This window comes from Kribbella sp. NBC_00889 (assembly GCF_045207705.1).
In the GTDB taxonomy this organism is placed as follows: Bacteria; Actinomycetota; Actinomycetes; order Propionibacteriales; family Kribbellaceae; genus Kribbella.
Map to the genome: position 1 here is coordinate 5524073 of NZ_CP108783.1, position 17705 is coordinate 5541777.

Consider the following 17705-nt stretch of genomic DNA (forward strand, 5'->3'; position numbering starts at 1 on the left):
TCGCCGCCCTCCGCGGCAACCAATACCTGTTCGAACAGGTAATACTCTCAGGGCATTTCCGTCAACCATGTGACCTGCATCACCTGATCGCCTGACTTCGCAGGCCAGGCCACCCCGACGGTCGCTCGAACGACGTCCGGTAGAGTGACAACTGATTGAACAGCTAAATGACCCCGGTGAGAGGCCGATGAATCCTTCAGAGCAGACACCGCTGCCGTCGATGCCGGCCCAGCCGCTGACCAACGCGATCGTCCGAGTGGCACGGTTGCATCGGATGATCGCCGGGCACCTGCTGCGCCCGCTCGGCCTGCGCCTCGGTCAGGAACTGGTCATGATGCAACTGTGGGAGCGCGGCCCGCAGAGCCAGACGGAACTGGTCCGCGTCCTCGGCTCCGACTCCGCGACCATGACCCGCACGGTGCGGCGGCTGGAGAACGCCGGCTTCGTGCGTATCCGGCCCAGCACCACCGACAAACGCGCCACGATCGTCGAGGCCACCCCCGCCAGCCAGTCCGTACGGCGCGAGGTCGAGCGCATCTGGGCCTACCTGGAAGAGAGCGCCACCGGCGACCTCACCTCCGCCGAGCAAGCCGATGCGCTGGCAATCCTCCAACGCATCGAAGACAGCCTCACCCGCGCCGCCGCCCCACCCGCCTAGTGCCCCGCCAGACCAGGGACTCGGCCCGTGTCTTCCACTGGTGTGACCGGACGGCGGCGGCGCGACCTTGGAGGAGTACAGAGGCTCGGTCTAGGAGGCAACCTCATGAAGCTCTTCCGCGGATGGCAAGGAGCCGAGGCGGCGGCTGACCGCGTCTCTGCGCCGGCCGGACCGGACAACGGCCCGGTCGTCGTACTGGTCGACGAGCACACCACCGACGTGGAGGCGCTGGAATGGGCCGCGGCCGAGGCGGCGGCACGGGGGTCAGAGTTGCGGATCGTGTACGCGTTCCACTTTCCCCGTCTGCACGACCCGGTCGGCAATCCGACCGTGGACCTGCAGGCTCGTGAATCGGCCGAGGACGTCGTCACAATGGCCGTCCGCCGCGCCCGCCGGATCGCACCGGACCTGCGCATCAGGACCCACGTCTTCCCGGGCAGGCAAGTCACCGCCCTGGTCACCGAGGCACGCGAGGGCGACAGAGCACTCGTTGTTCTCGGGCATGGTCGCCGGTCCAGGCTCGAAAGGACGCTGACGCGCCGGTTGACCCGCGGTACGACGGCCTCCCTCGCGGTGATCGGACTCTCGAAGCACGGCGCGGTCGGGCCGTCCGCGGGCCGGGTGGTCGTCGGTGTCGACGACAACGGTGGTCCACCGGCCGCACTCGGGTTCGCGTTCCGCGCCGCGCGGCGCCGGGGCACCGGCCTGACGGTCGTACACGCCGCCGCATCGAGCCGGCGCAGGGCAGTCGAAGACGCGGTGCAGATCTGGCGAATGGCCTATCCGGAGGTCGACGTCCAGTGGGACTTCACCCGTGGACCGATCGACAGTGCCGTCCTGGCCGAGTCGCCGGCGGCCGCGCTGACGGTGCTCGGTGCGGACCGTCACGGTTGGCTCCGCCGGTTGGTGCGCGGCTCCGCGTCGTACAACGTCCTGCGGCTTGCCCGCGGTCCGGTCGTGATGGTCGGAACCGTCTGAGCGCCACCGTTGCGACGGATCGGTCCCGGGTGCGAGCCTGACCTCTCGCGTGCTCGGCACCGAGACCGTGTTCTCGGCCGGCGCCGACACCGGCCGGCTCGTCATCGTCGCCCGCCCCGGCGTGATGATCGCGCTGCGGGACCACCCCGAAGGCGCGGGTGAGAGCTTCGACCCGGTCCACGTCGGGCTGGATCACCTCGCGTTCCAGGTTCCGTCGCAGGCGGAGCTGGAGTCCCGGCACCGCAGCCTCGAGGCCCAGGGTGTGACCTGCTCGACCATCGAGGCCAGTCGGTTCGGCCTGCATCTGAACCTCGAGGATCCCGACAAGATCGCCATCGAGCTGTTCGTCTCGCAGCCGTCCTGAGCCCAGGCTTCATGCCCGGGCGTCGTGCGGGATGCCTGCCGCGGCGTACGCGTCGGCCTCGTCGAGGGTCTCGTGCCGGAGCAGTTGCTCGGCGATGCCCTCGAGCCGATCACGGTTGTCGCGCAGCAGCCGCCTGGCCTCCTGGTAGCACTCGTCGATCAGGCGTCGTACCTCTTCGTCGACGGTGTTCAGCAGCGACTCGGACGCGACGGCCCGCGGGTCGCCATCGACCGGGAGCACCGACACCGGTCCGACGGCCGCCGACATACCCCACCGGCCGACCATCGAACGGGCGATCTGGGTGGCGCTCTCGAGATCGCTCTCGGCACCAGTCGTGACAACGCCGAGGATCTCCTGCTCGGCCGCCATCCCGCCGAGGGCTCCGATGATGCGACCGCGCAGGTACTCCGCGTCGTAGCCGTACCGATCCATGTCCGGGGTCGACAGCGTCACCCCGAGTGCGCGGCCGCGGGGAATGATCGACACCTTGCGGACCGGGTCCGCGCCCACCTGGATCATGCCGAGCAGCGCGTGCCCGCCCTCGTGGTACGCCGTACGGCGTCGCTCCTCCTCCGGCATCACGACGTTGCGAGCGGTACCCAGCTGGATCTTCTCCAGCGCGTCGGTCAGGTCGCGGCGGCTGATCTCCGACCGGCCATCGCGGGCAGTAGCCAGGGCGGCCTCGTTCAACAGGTTGGCCAGGTCGGCCCCGGTCATTCCCGGCGTCGACTTGGACACCGCCGTGAAGTCGACGTCCGCGGCGAACGGCTTGCCCCGTGCGTGCACCCGCAGAATCGCCTCGCGGCCCCTCCGATCCGGGGCATGGACGGTGATCGTCCGGTCGAACCGCCCCGCTCGCAGCAGCGCCGCATCCAGTACGTCGGCCCGGTTCGTGGCCGCCAGCACGACCACACCCTCGGTCCCGGAGAAGCCGTCCATCTCGGTGAGGATCTGGTTCAGCGTCTGCTCGCCCTCGTCGTGACCACCGAACGAGCGCGCGCCGCCCCGGGCCCGGCCGATCGTGTCGATCTCGTCGATGAAGATGATTGCCGGCGCGACCTTCCGGGCCTCGCTGAACAACTGGCGGACCCGGCTCGCCCCGACCCCGACGATCGCCTCGATGAACTCCGAGGCGGCGGCCGAGAAGAACGGCACCCCGGCCTCGCCCGCGGTGGCCCGAGCGAGCAGTGTCTTCCCCGTCCCCGGTGCGCCCGAGAGCAGCACGCCCTTGGGCGCCCGGGCACCGAGCCGGCGGTACTTGTCCGGGTCCTTCAGGTAGTCGACGATCTCGGAGATCTCGTCCTCGACCTCGTCGATCCCGGCGACGTCGGCGAAGGTGGTCCGCACGGTCTGCGGGTCGACCGGCTTCTTCTGCCCACCACCGAGCAGACCGCTCAACCCTCCGCCGGCCGCGCGTTGCTGACGCCGGAACAGCCAGATGTAGAACCCGACCAGCAGCAGGATCGGAGCGAACGAGATCAGGAGGTTCCACAGCGCCCCGCGCTGCTGGACCACCGGGGTGGCCTTCACCGTGGTGCCGGCCTTCTGCAGGGCACCGTACAGATCGTCGTTGGCGAACGTCGGCCGCTCGGTGGTGAACTTCGTGTACTTCGAGTCGCTCTTGCCCGGCACCGGGGCCTCGTTCTTGAGTTGGCCTTGGATGGTGTCACCCCGGGCGAAGATCTCGGAGACGTTGCCCTTCTGCACCTGCGCCGAGAACTCCGTGTAGGAAACCGTCTCCGCGCTGCCCGACATCTGGTCCTGCATCGTGGTCAGCAGGAACAGCACCAGGTAGCCGCCGACGATCCAGGCCACCCAGCGCAGCCAGCGCGGCCGCCGCGGCTTGTCCGCCCGCTTGCCCGGCGGGAGCCCCTCGGTGCGCCAGGGCTGGTCCGCGGGCCGCTGCGAACCGTTGGATCGCTCGTCCTGATCCGACGGGGGCTGCTCACGCGGTCGCTTGTCCTGGTCGCTCATGGTCGGCTCCGTTGTCTCGGCTTGCCTCCATCATCGGGCCGGGCAACCCCCATCGCGCTAGTGCAGGTCCAGGGACTCTCCCTGGTGCGACCCGGTCGTCCGGCGAGCGAGCGTGGAGGACAGCACCTGTCGAGGGAGGGACCGAACTATGACAACCGAGTACGACGTGATCGTCGTGGGCGGCGGATCACCCGGCGAACACACCGCCGGTGCCCTGGCCGACGGCGGCCTGCGGGTCGCCGTCGTCGAACGTGAGCTGGTCGGCGGTGAGTGCTCCTACTACGCCTGCATCCCGTCCAAGTCGCTGCTCCGTCCCGGCGAGGCCGTGCAGGGCGCGCGGGACGCCGGCGCCACCGCGGAGGTGGATGTCGAGGCGGTGTTCGCCTGGCGCGACTTCATGGTGTCGGACTATTCCGACGCCGGTCAGGAGCAGTGGCTGGCCAAGAACGGTATCGACCTGCTCCGCGGCTCCGGCCGCCTTGCGGGACCGGGTGTCGTCGAGGTTGACGGCGTACGCCACACGGCCGGCAACGTCGTCCTCGCCAACGGCGCGGATGCGGTGATCCCACCGATCCCAGGACTTCGTGAACTCGACGGTGTCTGGACGAGCCGCGAGGCAACCAGCATGAAGGCGGTCCCCCGCCACCTGCTCATCATCGGTGGCGGCCCGGTCGGCACTGAGATGGGTCAGGTCGTACGACGCCTCGGCGGTGGGGTGACGCTGCTCGACCAGAGCCGGCACCTGCTGTACCGGGAGTCCGCGGCGCTGGGCGAAGCGCTCGGCGAGTCACTCCGCCGCGAGGGGATCGACCTCGCCCTCGGGGTCGAGATCACCGGTGCCCGGCGGGACGGCGACGACTACGTGCTGAGTCTCAGTGACGGCCGGGAGTTGCGCGGCGACAAGCTCCTTGTGGCCACAGGCCGTCGCCCGCGCGTGGAAGGGATCGGACTGGAGACCTTCGGCATCACACCCGACCGTCGCGGTGTTCCGGTCGACTCCCGGCTTCGCGCCGGTGAGCGGCTGTGGGCTGTCGGCGACATCACCGGCCTGTGGCCGCTGACCCACGTCGGCAAGTACCAGGGCGAGGTCGTTGCCGCCAACATCCTCGGCGAGCCACGCGAGGCGAACTACGACGCGGTCCCCCGGGTCGTCTACACCGACCCACAGGCCGCATCGGTCGGAGTGATCGAGGCGCCGTACAGCGCGACGGCCGCGCTCTCCGGCGTCGCCAAGACAGCCACCTACACCCACGCGTACGCCGACTCGAACGGCTTCCTCACCTTGCTCAGCGATGGGGAGAAGCTGACCGGCGCGTACGCCCTCGGGCCCGAGGCCGGCGAATGGCTGCAACAAGCTGCTCTCGCGATCCGGGCCGCCGTACCTCTCGACGTACTGCGCGACGTGATCCAGCCCTTCCCGACCTTCTCCGAGATCTACGTCGAAGCCCTCAAGGCCTTGCGCGTCTAGTGGCCTACGGGACACTAACTCACCCTTCGTTGGCTGCGCCTACTGTCGCCTCGGTGGTGACGGCGAGGGCGCAGCCGTGGTGCGGGGCCGGCGGAGCGAGGCGGGGAGCCGCGGCCCGGTCGTTCGACACGAAGACAGCGACCAGTACGGCGGCGAACGCGCAGACACCGGCAAGGACGAGCATCGCCGGGCGGTAGCCATCGGTGAGCGAGTCGGCGAGGCTGCTGCCCGCCGTCGCACCGATCAGGAGTGGCACGAGGGCGATCATGGCCAGTGCGCCGACCCGGGCGGCCGCGTCGTTGATCGCGGAGGCTTCGCCGAGATCGGCATCGCTGACGGCCGCGAGAACCGCCGCCGTCAGAGGCGCGACCATCACGCCCTGGCCGACGCCCAGCACCAGCGCGGCAGGGAGGATCGTGCCGACGTAGCTGGAACCGGGAGCCGCTTGGGCCAGCAAGACGTTCGCGCCCGCAATGATGAGGATCCCCGCGAACATCAGCCACCGCGGCCCGAGACGAGACACGAGCGCACCGCTGAACGGCGACAGGAGCAGGAACACGATCGACGCCGGGATCAGCGCCGCCCCCGCCTGCGCGGCCGTGTAGCCGAGGCTGAGTTGGCAGTTCACCACGAACAGGTAGCCGCCCGCGGCCAGAGCGCCGTACACGAGGACGGTGACGACGTTGATCGCGTCGAACTGACGCGACTCGAACAGCGAGAGCCGCAGCAGTGGCGCGCGCCGGCGGTTCTCGACCGGCAGCAACGCGATCAGCGCCAGGGCGCCGATCACACCCGGGACCAGCACGCGCGCGCTCGACCAACCTGCACTGGGCCCCTCCGTCAACGCGTAGATCAGGCCGCCCAGCCCGACGACTCCGAGCACCGCACCGATCACGTCGACCGACAGCGCCGGCCGCTCACGGGTCGTCTCGGGCACATGCCGCAGTACGACGAACACGGCCACGAACAACGGCAGTGGGAGCAGGAACACCCAGCGCCATGAGGCGTTGTCGATCAGCCAACCGCCGCCGTACGGACCGATGGTGCTCAGGGCTGTGGACAGGCCCGCCCAGATCCCGATGCCCTTCGCACGATCCGCGACGCGCAGCGTGCCGTTCAGCAAGGCCAGGCTGATCGGTACGACGAGAGCGGCGCCGATGCCCTGGACAGCCCGGGCACCGATCAGCCACCCGATCGATTGAGCAGCGGCGCAGAGGAACGACGCCCCGAGCATGACCAGCAGGCCGACCACGAGCACGCGCCGCCGGCCGAACCGATCGGCCAATGCACCGGCGAGGAGCAGCAGCGACGCGACAGCCAGGAGATAGGCCGTCAGTGTCCACTGCACCGACGCGACACCGGCGCTGAAGTGCTTGCCGATCGCCGGCACTGCGACGTTCACGACATACGCGTCGTACCACGCGATCCCGGACGCGAGCACGGTCGCCGCGACAATCGCGACCCCGGCCCGGCTGCGCAGTGGGACGAGGAGATCGGATGTAGGCATGGACGGCTCCCGGGGGTGGCGGCGGTGTTCACGTCCGACCTTCCTCCACGTCGCACGTAGGTCGCACCAGTGAGTCACCCTGGTGCGACGGGATCGTCGCGGCGCGAGGATCGTCTGTACACGCAGACACACATCCAGGAGGCACAGATGAGCACCACCCAGGACTCGACCGGAGTTGCGAGCGCCGACGGGCGCCCCGGGAAGGTTCCTTTCAAGTTCGAGGCCACCGTTATCCCGGTGACCGACGTCGACACCGCGAAGGCGTTCTATGCGAACCTCGGCTGGCGCGAAGACGCGGACTTCGCGTTCGACAACGGCTTCCGGGTCGTCCAGTTCACCCCGCCGGGGTCGCCGGCCTCGGTCCAGTTCGGCGCCGGCATCACCTCGGCCACGCCGGGCTCGGCCCAGGGTCTGTACCTGATCGTGTCCGACATCCAGGCGGCGCGTGACGAGCTCGCCGGCCACGGTGTCGAGGTCAGCGAGGTGTTCCACCCCGGCGCGCCGGGCGCCCAGTTCCACACCGACGGCACCGATCGCGTCGGCGGGCGGGCGGAGGAGGGCGCCAGCTACAGCTCGTTCGCGACGTTCAGCGACCCGGACGGCAACGGCTGGCTGCTGCAGGAGATCACCAGCCGGCTCCCCGGCCGGATCGAGTCCGACGAGACCTCGTTCGCATCCGTCGACGACCTGCGCGACGCGCTGGTCCGGGCTGCGACGGCCCACGGCGAGCACGAGAAGCGCAACGGCGGCGAGTTCGACGTGAACTGGCCGGCCTGGTACGCCGAGTACATGGTCGCCGAACAGTCCGGCGCCGAGCTCCCGGAATGAAGCACCGGAGACGACAGAGCACGCTGGTGTCCTGAGTCGGAGGTTCGACTCAGGACACCAGGTCGTCTCCTGTGTGTTCGCCCCGCGGTTATGCTCCCGGCATGACTGGCGAGGTCCAGCAGTTGTGCGCGGTGCTCGACGGGTTGCGGGCCGGCGTACTGAAGAAGCTGGCCGGGCTCAGTGAGGCGGACGCGCGGCGCAGTACGGTCGATTCCGGCACCAACATCGCGGGCCTGATCCAGCACCTGACCTTCGTCGAATCGCTGTGGTTCGAGGAGGTCGTGGCCGGGCGTAGGCCGACCCGCGGGAAGCGGTCGATGCAGGTCGACCCCACGGTCTCGCTGAAGGACCTTCGCGCCGGCTATCGCGCTGCCTGCGAGACCAGCAACGAGATCATCGCCGCGATCGGCGACGCGGACGCACCGGTGACCCGCAACGGCAAGACCCACGACTTGCGCTGGGCGATCCTGGCCGTCATCGGCGAGACCTCCCGGCACGCCGGCCACGCCGACATCATCCGCGAACAGATCGACGGCACCACCGGCCGCTGATTCCCGGTCCATGGTCTGAATCCGAGGTCCGGCGTTCGGTAATCGGGGCGCCGTTGCTTTCCGTGGCCGGCGACCACACAGTTGAACGATGGACAGGTCCGAAGAGGATCGCGCGATCGCCGAGGCGGTCGCGCGCCTGCGCAAGCAGTTCCCTGACGTCCCGGCGGACGATGTCGCGGCCGCGGTCGAGGCCGTCCGGCCCGAGTTCGAACCCAACCCGATCCGGGATTTCGTGCCGCTCTTCGTGGAGCGTGGCGCGAAGGACAGACTCCGGGGCCGGGTGCCCAGCTGACGCCGCCCACTCCATCACCATTCGGACCGACCGCTTGCACGGCCGGTCCACCTCTGGTGCCCTGATCACTCGACCACCCCGCCGATGAGGAGGCAGCGGTGAGTGACGACAGGCCAGACGGAGTGATCGTGGCCCTGGACCAGGCGAACACGGCCTTGCGTCACGCCGTGGACGCGGGACACACCCGAGGCGCCGACCGGCGAGCACCACAGGTGTGGAACGACGAACTCCACGAACTCCGGACGCTTCTCGCCAGTGCGGCGCTGATGATCCGCACCGTCGACCTGACCGACCTGATCGGCCACGTGAGTTCGACGGACGACGACCTGAAGCCCGGCATGGTTCTGCTCGAGGCCGACTCGCAGCTCCAGGCAGCGCAGGACGACCTGAACCGCGCCGCCACTGCCCTGACCACGGCCCGCCAGAAAATCGCCGGCCTCCGCTGAGGTCGGTCGATGGTTAACTGTGGCGATGGATGACGCTCAGTACGGCCCGCATCGGTTCTCGGGTGGTGGCGAGGAGACGGATGCCTTCCGCGGTGCGACGTTCCGGGTCGCGGATCTTCGCGAGGCCCGCTTCACCGACTGCGATCTGTCCGGGGTGAAGATCGTCGACGGCTGCCTGGTCGACGTCGACATCTCCGGATACGTGGAGCGGCTGCTCGTCAACGGAGTCGACGTGACCGGGTACGTCGAGGCCGAACTCGACCGCCGGCATCCCGAGCGCGCCCAGCTCCGCGAGATCCAGGACGCCGACGGCTTCCGGGCGATGTGGGACACGATCGAGAAGCTCTGGTCCGACGCCATCGCGCGCGCCGGGCGCCTGCCCGAAGCCGCCCGGATCGAACGCGTCGACGGCGAGTGGTCCTTCGCCGAGACCCTGCGCCACCTCATCTTCATCGTCGACGCCTGGCTCAGTCGCCCGGTCCTCGACCAGGAACGCCCGTACCATCCGCTTGGCGTCGTCCAGTCGTGGTACGCCGATCAGGATGCGGCTGCCCTAGGCATCGATCTCGGGGCGGCTCCGGCGTACGACGAGGTCCTCCGGATCCTCGCCGACCGGATGGCCCTGGTACGCCGTACCGTCGACGCCCTCACCAACGCCGACCTCGGCCGGACCAGCAACCGCAACCCGGCTCCCGGCTACCCCGACGAACCCTTCGCGGTCGCCGAATGCCTCGCCGTACTGATGGAAGAAGCCTGCGAACACCACCGCTTCGCAACCCGCGACCTCACGACACTCGAAGCCCGGTCGGGTCGTAGCGGCGGCGGACGGTGAAAGCTTTGCGGGATGGGCCCCAGCGGCGCAGGTAGTCGAGGCGGGCCAGGGCGTCCTCGACGGTCGGGTGCTCGCCGGCCGGCAGCCACCAGAGTGCCGTCGACGGCTGCTGGACCTTCTCGAACCAGCGGCTCCGCTTCAGCACGAAGCGGCCGTGCGCGCTGCGATAGACGAACGCATGCAGGTCCTCGTACGACGACCACACCGACAGGTTCACCACATCCCGCGCGCCACCGGGGCCGTGGGTCAGCACATGCCCCTCGGCCGCCGGGAGTCGCCAGACGAAGCCCGGGCTCTGGTCCGCCAACCGGTTGACCGGATCCAGCGCCGCGACGAATTCACCGACGAGAGGCGAGCCGGCCTCCGCACGCATCCTCGCGACATTCACCTGAGCAAGGTCGAACTCCACCAGATCCCTTCCGCCGACCGGTTCACCGATCATGCCAGCGGAAGTCGCAGATCACCGCTCGGTGGTCAGACGGGAAGATGATCAACCACCGAGGACCGTTGACTTGTGCGGTCGGTTGCGGGGTTCGGGCGGCTTCTGGGCGCCGGTCGGCTCGTGGTGTTCCGGAGACTTCGGGGCCGGGCACACCGGTCCACGACGAATCGGTCCCCCGCCGAGTCTGCGGCTCTTCCACTGCTTCTCGTCGTAGTCGTAGTACGTGTCGACACCACCGACAGTCATCATTCCTCCAGCAACAACCCGAATCCCACTTCGGCTGCTGACTGCTCAACAGGCCCACCCGGCGGCAAGCTTGCCACCACTCCGGCATACCGCACTAGTCCCCTGTGGCACCCAACCGGATTACGGACTCCGCTCGGTCGTCGGAGTCTTACTTCGGCAACTTGCGGGTGTCGACCAGGCGCTGGGCCACGTCGCGGAGCTTGGTGTTGGTGTCCTGGGAGTAGCGCTTGAGGATCGCGAACGCGCGATCACCGTCCACGCCGTACCGCTCCATCAGGATGCCCATCGCCTGCCCGACCAGCTTGCGCGCGTCGACCGCCTGAGCCAGGCTCGCCTCCTTGCGCGCGGTCGCCACCGCTACCGACGCGTGCCTGGCCAGGATGTGCGCGACCGCCTCGTCGTCAGCGTCGAACGCATCCGGGGTCGTGCTGTACAACCCCAGTACGCCGACTGTGCCGGCCGCTGTGGTCAGGGGAACGTCCAGAACGCTCCGGACACCCAGCGACAGCACCTTCGCCGCCCAGGCCGGCCATCGCCCGTCCGTCGCGGTGTCTCGCACCAGCAGAGTGCTGTGCTCACGCATCGACACCACCAGCGGACCTTCGCGACTCGCCATCTGCCACTGGTAGATCTCCCCGACCACCGGGTCCGTCACCGCCGGAACCTCAGGCTGACCGCGGGCGGCCAGCGCAACGCCGGCGTGCGAACAGCCCAGCGCCTGCAGCGCAAACTCCACGACCGCCTGCACCGTCTCCTCGACCCCCGCCGAGTCATGCAGTTCCAGCGCCAGGCGGGCGAACACATCAGCCACCGCGTCCGTGTCCGGGGCGATCCCCGATCGGGCAGGTCCCCGGTCGAGGACGCCGGCTTCCGCCGCGTCTTCCACCTCACCGCGTTCCATGGCCCTTATTTTGCCCCGAGGTCCCACCCTCAGGCCACGACCACAACAACACCGTTCGACGTTCGATCACGCGCTGTCAGTCTTTGAACGCGTCCTTCGCCTTCTCGCCGGCCTGCTTCAGGTCGGCCTTCGTCTTCTCCGCCTGCCCCTCCGCCTGCAGATCGCGGTTGTCGGTCGCGTCCCCGGTCTTCTCCTTGACCTTGCCCTTGGCCGCCTCGGCCGCGTTCTTCATCTTGTCTCCAACACCCATCGAACTCTCCTCCTCCAGGATCTGGTCTTTGTCGCGCTCCGGGTGCCCCGGATCCGGCGATCCATGCGCATCCGGCCGGCGATCACAGGATGTAGCGGTCACCCGGCCGGATGATGCGCAGCCATCGGGAGCCGTGCGGATCCACGTCGAGGCAGACGACACCGTCTTCCTCGACGTCCGTGGTGCCGTCGCGCAGGAGGTCGACCGCTCGTACGCCGACCCCCGCGCCGGCCACCGCCAAGGTCACCCGAGCCGGTTCCACCCCAAAGTTGTGGAGGGCAACGATCGTCCCGCCCTCATGGTCGGATCGATGCGCGAAGACCGACGGCGACTGATGCTCGAGGACGGTGCATTGCCCCCAGGACAGCTCAGGACACTCCCGATACCGCCGGATCAGCAGCCGCAGCCAATTCAGCAACGAGTCCGGATCACGCCGCTGCGCCGCCACGTTGACGTGCTCAGGACCAAACTCCCCCTCGGTCACCGGAGCGGCCAGGGCAGAAGGGTCCGCGGTCGAGAAGCCGCCGTTCACGCCGGCCGTCCACTGCATCGGTGTGCGTACGGCGTTCCGCCCTTCCGCAGCGAGGTTCTCCCCCATACCGATCTCCTCGCCGTAGAACAACACCGGCGTACCAGGCAAGGAGAACAGCAGGCTGTACACCATCTTCAGCCGAGCAAGGTCGTTGCCCAGCATCGGCGGCAGTCGCCGGCGCAGACCGCGGCCGTACAGCTGCATGTCCTCGGCCGGGCCGAAGGCGTCGAAGACCTCCTGGCGTTCGCCGTCGGACAGCTTGTCCAGCGTGAGTTCGTCGTGATTGCGGACGAACGTGCCCCACTGCGCCTCCTCCGGCGGATCCGGTCGCGATCGCAACGCCTGCACCAGCTCGGCCGGATCGTTGCGCGCCAGGGACAGGTAGAGCCGCTGCATCCCGATGAAGTCGAAACACATCGTCAGCTCGTCGCCGTCCTCGTCGCCGAAGAAGCGCCGTACGTCGTCATAGGGCAGGTTGACCTCGCCGAGCAGCATCGACTGACCGCGCCGCCGGTCCAGGAACGCCCGCAGATCTCGCAGATAGTCATGCGGATCCGGCAGACCGGACGCATCGAGCGCGCCCGCGGTGTCGAGCAGGAACGGTACGGCGTCGACCCGGAACCCGGACATCCCCAGCTGCGACCAGAACCCGATCACTCGCTCGATCTCCTCACGCACCTCCGCGTTGGCGATGTCGAGGTCCGGCTGGTGCTTGTAGAACCTGTGCAGGTAGTACTGACCGGCCTGTTCGTCGTACTGCCAGAGACTGTCCTCCTGGTCCGGGAAGACGATGCCCTGGTCCGCATCCGGCGGCGGTTCGTCCCGCCAGACGTACCAGCCCCGGTACGGCGATTGCCGCGAGGCTCGCGCGCTCTGGAACCACGGATGCTGGTCGGAGGTGTGGTTGACGACCAGATCGGCGATCACCCGGATCCCGCGGTCCTGCGCGAGCGTGATCAGCTCGACCAGATCGCCGTGCGACCCCAGCCGGGGATCGACCCCGTAGAAGTCGGTGATGTCGTACCCGTCGTCGCGGTCCGGCGTCGGATAGAACGGCATCAGCCACAGGCAGGTGACACCGAGCTCGGCCAGATGATCGATCCGCTGACTCACGCCCTGCAGATCACCGCGCCCGTCGCCGTCGGTGTCGAAGAACGTCTCGACATCGAGGCAGTACACCACCGCGTTCTTCCACCAGACGTCAGCAGTCTCCGTCAGCCGCATGCCTTCCCGTGCCCCGGCCCAAACCCCGTGCATCCGGTCCGGCGATCGGGGTACCGGTCGGGCCGAGTCCGGATCGAGTCGAGGAGGCGAAGGCGTGACGGAGCAGGTCGTGGTGGTGACGGGCGCGAGTGGTGGAATCGGTCGCGCGAGTGCGATCGCGTTCGCCCGGCGGGGCGCCAAGGTCGCGTTGCTGGCACGGGGCGAGGAAGGTCTCGACGGCGCGGCTCGCGACGTGGAGGCGGCCGGCGGGACAGCACTCCCGATCCCGGTCGACGTCGCGGAGTACGAGCAGGTCGAGGCGGCCGCCCAGCGCGTCGAGGACGAACTCGGGCCGATCGATGTCTGGGCCAACGTCGCGTTCACCTCGGTGTTCGCGCCGTTCACGCAGATCGAACCGAAGGAGTTCAAGCGGGCGACCGAGGTGACGTACCTCGGCTATGTCTACGGCACCCGCGCCGCGCTGGACCGGATGAAGCCGCGTGACCGTGGGGCGATCGTGCAGGTCGGGTCCGCCTTGGCGTACCGCGGTATCCCGCTGCAATCGGCGTACTGCGGTGCGAAGCACGCGATCCAGGGATTCCACGACTCGTTGCGGTGCGAACTGCTGCACGACAAGTCCAACGTGCACGTCACGATGGTGCAGATGCCCGCGGTGAACACCCCGCAGTTCTCCTGGGTCCTGTCGAAGCTGCCCAAACATCCGCAGCCGGTGCCGCCGATCTTCCAGCCCGAGGTCGCCGCCGACGCGGTGGTGTTCGCCGCGGACCACCCGCAGCGCCGCGAGTACTGGGTCGGTACGCCGACCGTCGCAACGCTGATCGCGAACAAGTTCGCCGCCGGCCTGCTGGACCGTTACCTGGCCCGCACCGGCTACAAGTCCCAGCAGACCGACTCGGTCTCCGACCCTGATCAATCCGCGAACCTCTGGCACCCGGCCGACCAGAAGGACGGCCACGACTACGGCACGCACGGCGTCTTCGACGACCGCTCGACCTCACGCAGCTACCAACTCTGGGCGTCCCAGCACCGCGGTCTGGTCACCACCGCGCTCGCCACCTGCACAGCAGCCGCGACCGCCGTCCTCACCGCTCGCCACTCCCGAAACCGCTGACGAGCTCACTCGGTACCGTCGAGGTCGATCGCGTTGCCGGCCACCGTGATCTCACGCGTGATGTTGCCCGGCTGCACGTACAGAGTCAGACTGGCTTCGCGAAGGCCACCGGCGGACGGCCGGAACTCCACCCGCACCGAGCACCCGGTCCCCGGCTTCAACCTCCCGTCGCACCGCTTGGTGATCACGAAGTCGTCGGCGTGAGCTCCGCTCATCTCCCCGGTGGCAATCTCGACCGTCTTGGTCCCGGCGTTCGCGACGCCGATCTGCTTGCAGACCTTCACCTCGCCCACGGGGATCTCCGGGCACTCCCGCCGGTCCGGCATCTCGATCCCGGCGCCGGCCTGCGAAGGCTCCGGCGGCTCAGGCGAGGAAGGCGGTTCCGACGGTTCAGGTACTGGCGTGGGTCTCGTCGCCTGGCCGGCTTGCGGAGGCGTCGGCGCCGGGCCCCGTTTGGTGGACACGAAGGTGCCGGCGCGGTCCGAGGTCAGTGATCCGTCGCCCGCGATCGCCTCGGGCAGGGTGAACCCACCGAGGCTGATCACGAAAGCGATCGCGGTCACTGACGCGATGCCGACAGTACGGATCAAGCCTGGTCCCCGCGTGGTGAACATCGCCACCAGCAACGGGCTCAGCGCGGCGCCGATGACGGTCGCGATCCGCCCCGCGCCCAGCGCCGGAATGATCGCCGCGCACACGACGGACGACAGGACGCCGAAGAAGAGCGACGTACCGCTGAACGCGTTCGTCTCTCTGAGCTGCCGTCTGATGCGATGGTTCTGCTGCGTTCCCATGTCCGTCTCCCCCCGGAAGTGGCCATGCCAACCGGAGGCAGAACCGCCGGATCTGATACCACCGCGCGGACAGGAATCCGCATGTATCCGGGCGCGAACTCGCGACTCTGGTTCGGGAGGGGAAGAGAACGAACCGGAGGGATCCAGTGACCACCACAGCACGTCCTGCCACTGCACGTCCTGGCACTGCACGTCCTGGCATTGCGCGGCCGCGGAACAAGGCCGCGATGAAGCCGATGACCCGGCGGATGATCGGCGCGATCAACTTCGCCGAGGCGATCATCACGCTGATCGGTCTGATCGCGGCGTACGGCATCGCCGAGCGGCTCGTGGCCGACCAGGAGATCACCGGGCCGTCCGGCATCGCGACCCGGACCGTGCACTGGTGGGGCCCGGACTTCACGACCACGTTGAACATGTCGCTGCTGATCGTCGGCGCGGCGGCGGGCGCCGTCGGCAGCGTCATCCATCAGAGCATGGTCTTCGCACAGCGTGCCGGTCTGGAGACGCTGGAGCGAGGGTTCGTCTGGTGGTACCTGCTGCGTCCGGTCTGGTCGGCTCTGCTGGGCTCGGTGGTCGTCGTCGCCGTCAACACCGGCCTGATCAGCATCGGCGACGACACGACCTCATCGGCCGGCGTGACAGTGCTCATGATGACGGGCTGCCTGGCCGGTCTGTTCACCGATCAGGCGATGGTGCGGCTGCGTCCGCTGCTGGGCGTCACTCCGCCCGAGGACTCCCAGGTCCCGGACGAAGAGACGACCCCGAACGACGACCAGCGCTGACCACCAGGCAACCAACGACCCCGAGGCAACCGACTACTCCGGCAGCAGCACGGCTCCGACACCGGGTTGTGCTGCCTGCCGGGCCTCGGCGATGAGTGCGGCCGCCGCGTCCCGCCCGTTCTCGCCGGTTCGCGACATCCGCGCCGCGATCAGCCCGGCAACGAGCGGCGTACTGAACGACGTACCACTCCACCTCGCCATGCCGTGGAAGACCTCGGTCCGCAACGGTTTCCCTGCAACCACGTGCGGCGGCTCGCGATACGTGTACGTACCGACCGGAAACGCGTTGATCAAATCCTGACCGGGCGCGTAGACATCCACCCAGCCGCCGAAGTTGCTGAAGCCGGCCCGTCCTCGCCAGTGTGTGCCCAGCGCCCCGACCGACACCGTGTACGGCGCCGCGGCCGGCCAGAACGCCTTCCGGTCGTCGTCGTTGCCCGCAGCAACTACCATGACGACACCCTTGTGATGGCGGAGACGCTCCGCGAAGACCGCGAAGGTGTGCAGGCCGCCCGCGTCGTACGTGTAGGTTCCTGCCGACATGCTGATGATGTCGGGGTCGTCCTTCTCGATGATCTCGTCCAGTGTCTTGACCAGCTTGGACTCCAGCACCACCCCGCCGGGACCGAAGCCCCTCCGGACCAGGACCTCCGCGCGCGGGGCGACCGACCTGATGACTCCCGCGATGAACGTTCCGTGCCCGGCGTAGTCGTTCAGCTGCGAGCCCTGGATGCCCTTGTCACGATCTCCCTTGACCCCCTTCAGCCAGTCGCTGCGCTTCCTCGCCTTCCGGTCGAAGCCCGTGTCGACGACGACCACCTTCACCCCTTCGCCGGCGCAGCGATCCGCCGTGTACCCGGGATAGGGTGCGCTGCCGCCCGGCACCGGCTCAGGTTCGACGGCCGGGCAGCCGGCACCGTTGCCCCGGTTGGGGGAGATGGAGACGAGATGATTCGGTGCTGCCGCACCTGGCCCGAGTCCGGTGACGAAGACGATGCGCCTGACAGTCCCCGGTGGCCTGTAGCCTTCCGCAGGCCGGTCGCTGTGTTCTGGTTCAGCGCCTTCCGCCGGCCTTTCCACGTCCCCCGAATCGTCGGCGTCCGCCGGCCTTTCCACATCCCCCGAATCGTCGGCGTCGTCCGCCGGACGATTGATCGCCACCTCGCCACCGGTGTGGATGAGCTTCAGGACGGCGAGCGTGTCCAGCTCCGGATTGAGCTCACGGCTCAGGCGGACCAGGCGGAGACCTGCGATCACTGGTTCCGTTTCGGGTTCGCGTTCCTCGTCGGGCAGCAGGTACAGCTTCTTGAGAATGCGGCGAACATGCTGGAAATGCTCCTCCCGCACCAGAATCGTGCCGGCCTCGAAGAAGAAGTCGACACCGGATTTCGTGCCCGCACCCTTCCCCTGCCGCAGTTCCCCGCGATACCGGCTGAGAACCAGAGCGCGCTGGGCGTGCTGTGGTGATTCAGGAACGTCCTCGGCTCGCACTGGCGGTGCTTCCTCAGTGCGACCTTCCGGA

20 protein-coding genes are annotated in these 17705 nt (G+C 68.6%); 11 read left to right on the forward strand and 9 right to left on the reverse strand.

All coding sequences use genetic code 11. From position 1 onward, the window contains the following. Positions 1-187: 187 nt before the first annotated feature. The 3 genes from OG817_RS26850 (at position 188) to OG817_RS26860 (ending at position 2000) form a co-directional block, all read left to right on the forward strand. Positions 188-658: a MarR family winged helix-turn-helix transcriptional regulator gene (locus tag OG817_RS26850; protein WP_406047386.1), complete on the forward strand. Its 471-nt coding sequence runs from the start codon at positions 188-190 to the stop codon at positions 656-658. Between the two features lie 105 nt (positions 659-763). Continuing rightward, the gene (locus tag OG817_RS26855) at positions 764-1636 is read left to right on the forward strand and encodes a universal stress protein (RefSeq protein ID WP_406047387.1); all 873 of its coding nucleotides are present in this window, start codon (positions 764-766) and stop codon (positions 1634-1636) included. A 49-nt stretch (positions 1637-1685) separates the two neighbouring features. Beyond that, on the forward strand, positions 1686-2000 hold the full coding sequence (locus OG817_RS26860) for a VOC family protein (protein ID WP_406047388.1): 315 nt from the start codon (positions 1686-1688) through the stop codon (positions 1998-2000). Positions 2001-2009: 9 nt separating this feature from the next. Here the strand turns inward: OG817_RS26860 and ftsH are convergent, their stop codons facing one another. After that, the gene (gene ftsH, locus OG817_RS26865; RefSeq protein WP_406047389.1) at positions 2010-3974 is read right to left on the reverse strand and encodes an ATP-dependent zinc metalloprotease FtsH; all 1965 of its coding nucleotides are present in this window, start codon (positions 3972-3974) and stop codon (positions 2010-2012) included. A gap of 148 nt (positions 3975-4122) precedes the next feature. Here ftsH and OG817_RS26870 point away from each other — a divergent pair, with 148 nt between their 5' ends. Next, entirely contained in the window at positions 4123-5442 is a 1320-nt protein-coding gene (locus OG817_RS26870; RefSeq protein ID WP_406047390.1) for a dihydrolipoyl dehydrogenase family protein, read from the forward strand. A gap of 19 nt (positions 5443-5461) precedes the next feature. Here the strand turns inward: OG817_RS26870 and OG817_RS26875 are convergent, their stop codons facing one another. Next, positions 5462-6949 carry a DHA2 family efflux MFS transporter permease subunit gene (locus OG817_RS26875; RefSeq protein WP_406047391.1) on the reverse strand — a complete coding sequence of 496 codons (1488 nt, stop codon included), beginning with the start codon at positions 6947-6949 and terminating at the stop codon, positions 5462-5464. Positions 6950-7096: 147 nt separating this feature from the next. Between OG817_RS26875 and OG817_RS26880 the strand changes: the two genes are divergently transcribed. The 5 genes from OG817_RS26880 (at position 7097) to OG817_RS26900 (ending at position 9898) form a co-directional block, all read left to right on the forward strand. Next, positions 7097-7777 (forward strand): VOC family protein, encoded by a 681-nt coding sequence (locus OG817_RS26880; protein ID WP_406047392.1) that lies wholly within the window; start codon positions 7097-7099, stop codon positions 7775-7777. A 101-nt stretch (positions 7778-7878) separates the two neighbouring features. After that, the gene (locus tag OG817_RS26885; protein WP_406047393.1) at positions 7879-8328 is read left to right on the forward strand and encodes a DinB family protein; all 450 of its coding nucleotides are present in this window, start codon (positions 7879-7881) and stop codon (positions 8326-8328) included. A gap of 88 nt (positions 8329-8416) precedes the next feature. Continuing rightward, the gene (locus OG817_RS26890) at positions 8417-8620 is read left to right on the forward strand and encodes a three-helix bundle dimerization domain-containing protein (protein ID WP_396395169.1); all 204 of its coding nucleotides are present in this window, start codon (positions 8417-8419) and stop codon (positions 8618-8620) included. A 98-nt stretch (positions 8621-8718) separates the two neighbouring features. After that, entirely contained in the window at positions 8719-9066 is a 348-nt protein-coding gene (locus OG817_RS26895; RefSeq protein WP_406047394.1) for a hypothetical protein, read from the forward strand. Between the two features lie 25 nt (positions 9067-9091). Next, positions 9092-9898 carry a DinB family protein gene (locus OG817_RS26900; protein WP_406047395.1) on the forward strand — a complete coding sequence of 269 codons (807 nt, stop codon included), beginning with the start codon at positions 9092-9094 and terminating at the stop codon, positions 9896-9898. Here OG817_RS26900 and OG817_RS26905 read toward each other — a convergent pair. From OG817_RS26905 to OG817_RS26925, 5 genes are all read right to left on the reverse strand, one after another. Next, positions 9852-10340, reverse strand: a complete 489-nt coding sequence (locus OG817_RS26905; RefSeq protein ID WP_406047396.1) for a DUF3291 domain-containing protein — start codon at positions 10338-10340, stop codon at positions 9852-9854. The two genes, OG817_RS26900 and OG817_RS26905, sit on opposite strands and share 47 nt — an antisense overlap. Before the next feature lie 48 nt (positions 10341-10388). Continuing rightward, positions 10389-10586, reverse strand: a complete 198-nt coding sequence (locus tag OG817_RS26910; protein WP_406047397.1) for a hypothetical protein — start codon at positions 10584-10586, stop codon at positions 10389-10391. A 148-nt stretch (positions 10587-10734) separates the two neighbouring features. Then, the gene (locus OG817_RS26915) at positions 10735-11487 is read right to left on the reverse strand and encodes a GAF and ANTAR domain-containing protein (protein ID WP_406047398.1); all 753 of its coding nucleotides are present in this window, start codon (positions 11485-11487) and stop codon (positions 10735-10737) included. Between the two features lie 76 nt (positions 11488-11563). Further along, on the reverse strand, positions 11564-11737 hold the full coding sequence (locus OG817_RS26920; protein ID WP_360452272.1) for a CsbD family protein: 174 nt from the start codon (positions 11735-11737) through the stop codon (positions 11564-11566). A gap of 82 nt (positions 11738-11819) precedes the next feature. Next, the gene (locus OG817_RS26925; RefSeq protein WP_406047399.1) at positions 11820-13493 is read right to left on the reverse strand and encodes an alpha-amylase family protein; all 1674 of its coding nucleotides are present in this window, start codon (positions 13491-13493) and stop codon (positions 11820-11822) included. A 94-nt stretch (positions 13494-13587) separates the two neighbouring features. Here OG817_RS26925 and OG817_RS26930 point away from each other — a divergent pair, with 94 nt between their 5' ends. Further along, positions 13588-14604 (forward strand): SDR family oxidoreductase, encoded by a 1017-nt coding sequence (locus OG817_RS26930; RefSeq protein WP_406047400.1) that lies wholly within the window; start codon positions 13588-13590, stop codon positions 14602-14604. A gap of 5 nt (positions 14605-14609) precedes the next feature. Here OG817_RS26930 and OG817_RS26935 read toward each other — a convergent pair whose 3' ends face one another. Beyond that, a complete protein-coding gene (locus OG817_RS26935; RefSeq protein ID WP_406047401.1) occupies positions 14610-15398 on the reverse strand; it encodes a hypothetical protein in 789 nt (262 codons plus the stop codon). Between the two features lie 227 nt (positions 15399-15625). Between OG817_RS26935 and OG817_RS26940 the strand changes: the two genes are divergently transcribed. After that, positions 15626-16183, forward strand: coding sequence for a hypothetical protein (locus OG817_RS26940; RefSeq protein ID WP_396395159.1), 558 nt, complete (start codon positions 15626-15628; stop codon positions 16181-16183). 33 nt (positions 16184-16216) lie between these two features. Here the strand turns inward: OG817_RS26940 and OG817_RS26945 are convergent, their stop codons facing one another. Beyond that, positions 16217-17674 (reverse strand): S8/S53 family peptidase, encoded by a 1458-nt coding sequence (locus OG817_RS26945; protein ID WP_406047402.1) that lies wholly within the window; start codon positions 17672-17674, stop codon positions 16217-16219. Between the last annotated feature and the right edge of the window lie 31 nt (positions 17675-17705).

Bases quoted from the DNA above. Each gene is read 5' to 3' on its own strand.
- OG817_RS26850 (WP_406047386.1), top strand. From the start codon at position 188: ATGAATCCTTCAGAGCAGACACCGCTGCCGTCGATGCCGGCCCAGCCG.
- OG817_RS26855 (WP_406047387.1), top strand. From the start codon at position 764: ATGAAGCTCTTCCGCGGATGGCAAGGAGCCGAGGCGGCGGCTGACCGC.
- ftsH (WP_406047389.1), bottom strand. From the start codon at position 3,974: ATGAGCGACCAGGACAAGCGACCGCGTGAGCAGCCCCCGTCGGATCAG.
- OG817_RS26870 (WP_406047390.1), top strand. From the start codon at position 4,123: ATGACAACCGAGTACGACGTGATCGTCGTGGGCGGCGGATCACCCGGC.
- OG817_RS26875 (WP_406047391.1), bottom strand. From the start codon at position 6,949: ATGCCTACATCCGATCTCCTCGTCCCACTGCGCAGCCGGGCCGGGGTC.
- OG817_RS26880 (WP_406047392.1), top strand. From the start codon at position 7,097: ATGAGCACCACCCAGGACTCGACCGGAGTTGCGAGCGCCGACGGGCGC.
- OG817_RS26885 (WP_406047393.1), top strand. From the start codon at position 7,879: ATGACTGGCGAGGTCCAGCAGTTGTGCGCGGTGCTCGACGGGTTGCGG.
- OG817_RS26890 (WP_396395169.1), top strand. From the start codon at position 8,417: ATGGACAGGTCCGAAGAGGATCGCGCGATCGCCGAGGCGGTCGCGCGC.
- OG817_RS26900 (WP_406047395.1), top strand. From the start codon at position 9,092: ATGGATGACGCTCAGTACGGCCCGCATCGGTTCTCGGGTGGTGGCGAG.
- OG817_RS26905 (WP_406047396.1), bottom strand. From the start codon at position 10,340: ATGATCGGTGAACCGGTCGGCGGAAGGGATCTGGTGGAGTTCGACCTT.
- OG817_RS26910 (WP_406047397.1), bottom strand. From the start codon at position 10,586: ATGACTGTCGGTGGTGTCGACACGTACTACGACTACGACGAGAAGCAG.
- OG817_RS26915 (WP_406047398.1), bottom strand. From the start codon at position 11,487: ATGGAACGCGGTGAGGTGGAAGACGCGGCGGAAGCCGGCGTCCTCGAC.
- OG817_RS26920 (WP_360452272.1), bottom strand. From the start codon at position 11,737: ATGGGTGTTGGAGACAAGATGAAGAACGCGGCCGAGGCGGCCAAGGGC.
- OG817_RS26925 (WP_406047399.1), bottom strand. From the start codon at position 13,493: ATGCGGCTGACGGAGACTGCTGACGTCTGGTGGAAGAACGCGGTGGTG.
- OG817_RS26935 (WP_406047401.1), bottom strand. From the start codon at position 15,398: ATGGGAACGCAGCAGAACCATCGCATCAGACGGCAGCTCAGAGAGACG.
- OG817_RS26940 (WP_396395159.1), top strand. From the start codon at position 15,626: ATGAAGCCGATGACCCGGCGGATGATCGGCGCGATCAACTTCGCCGAG.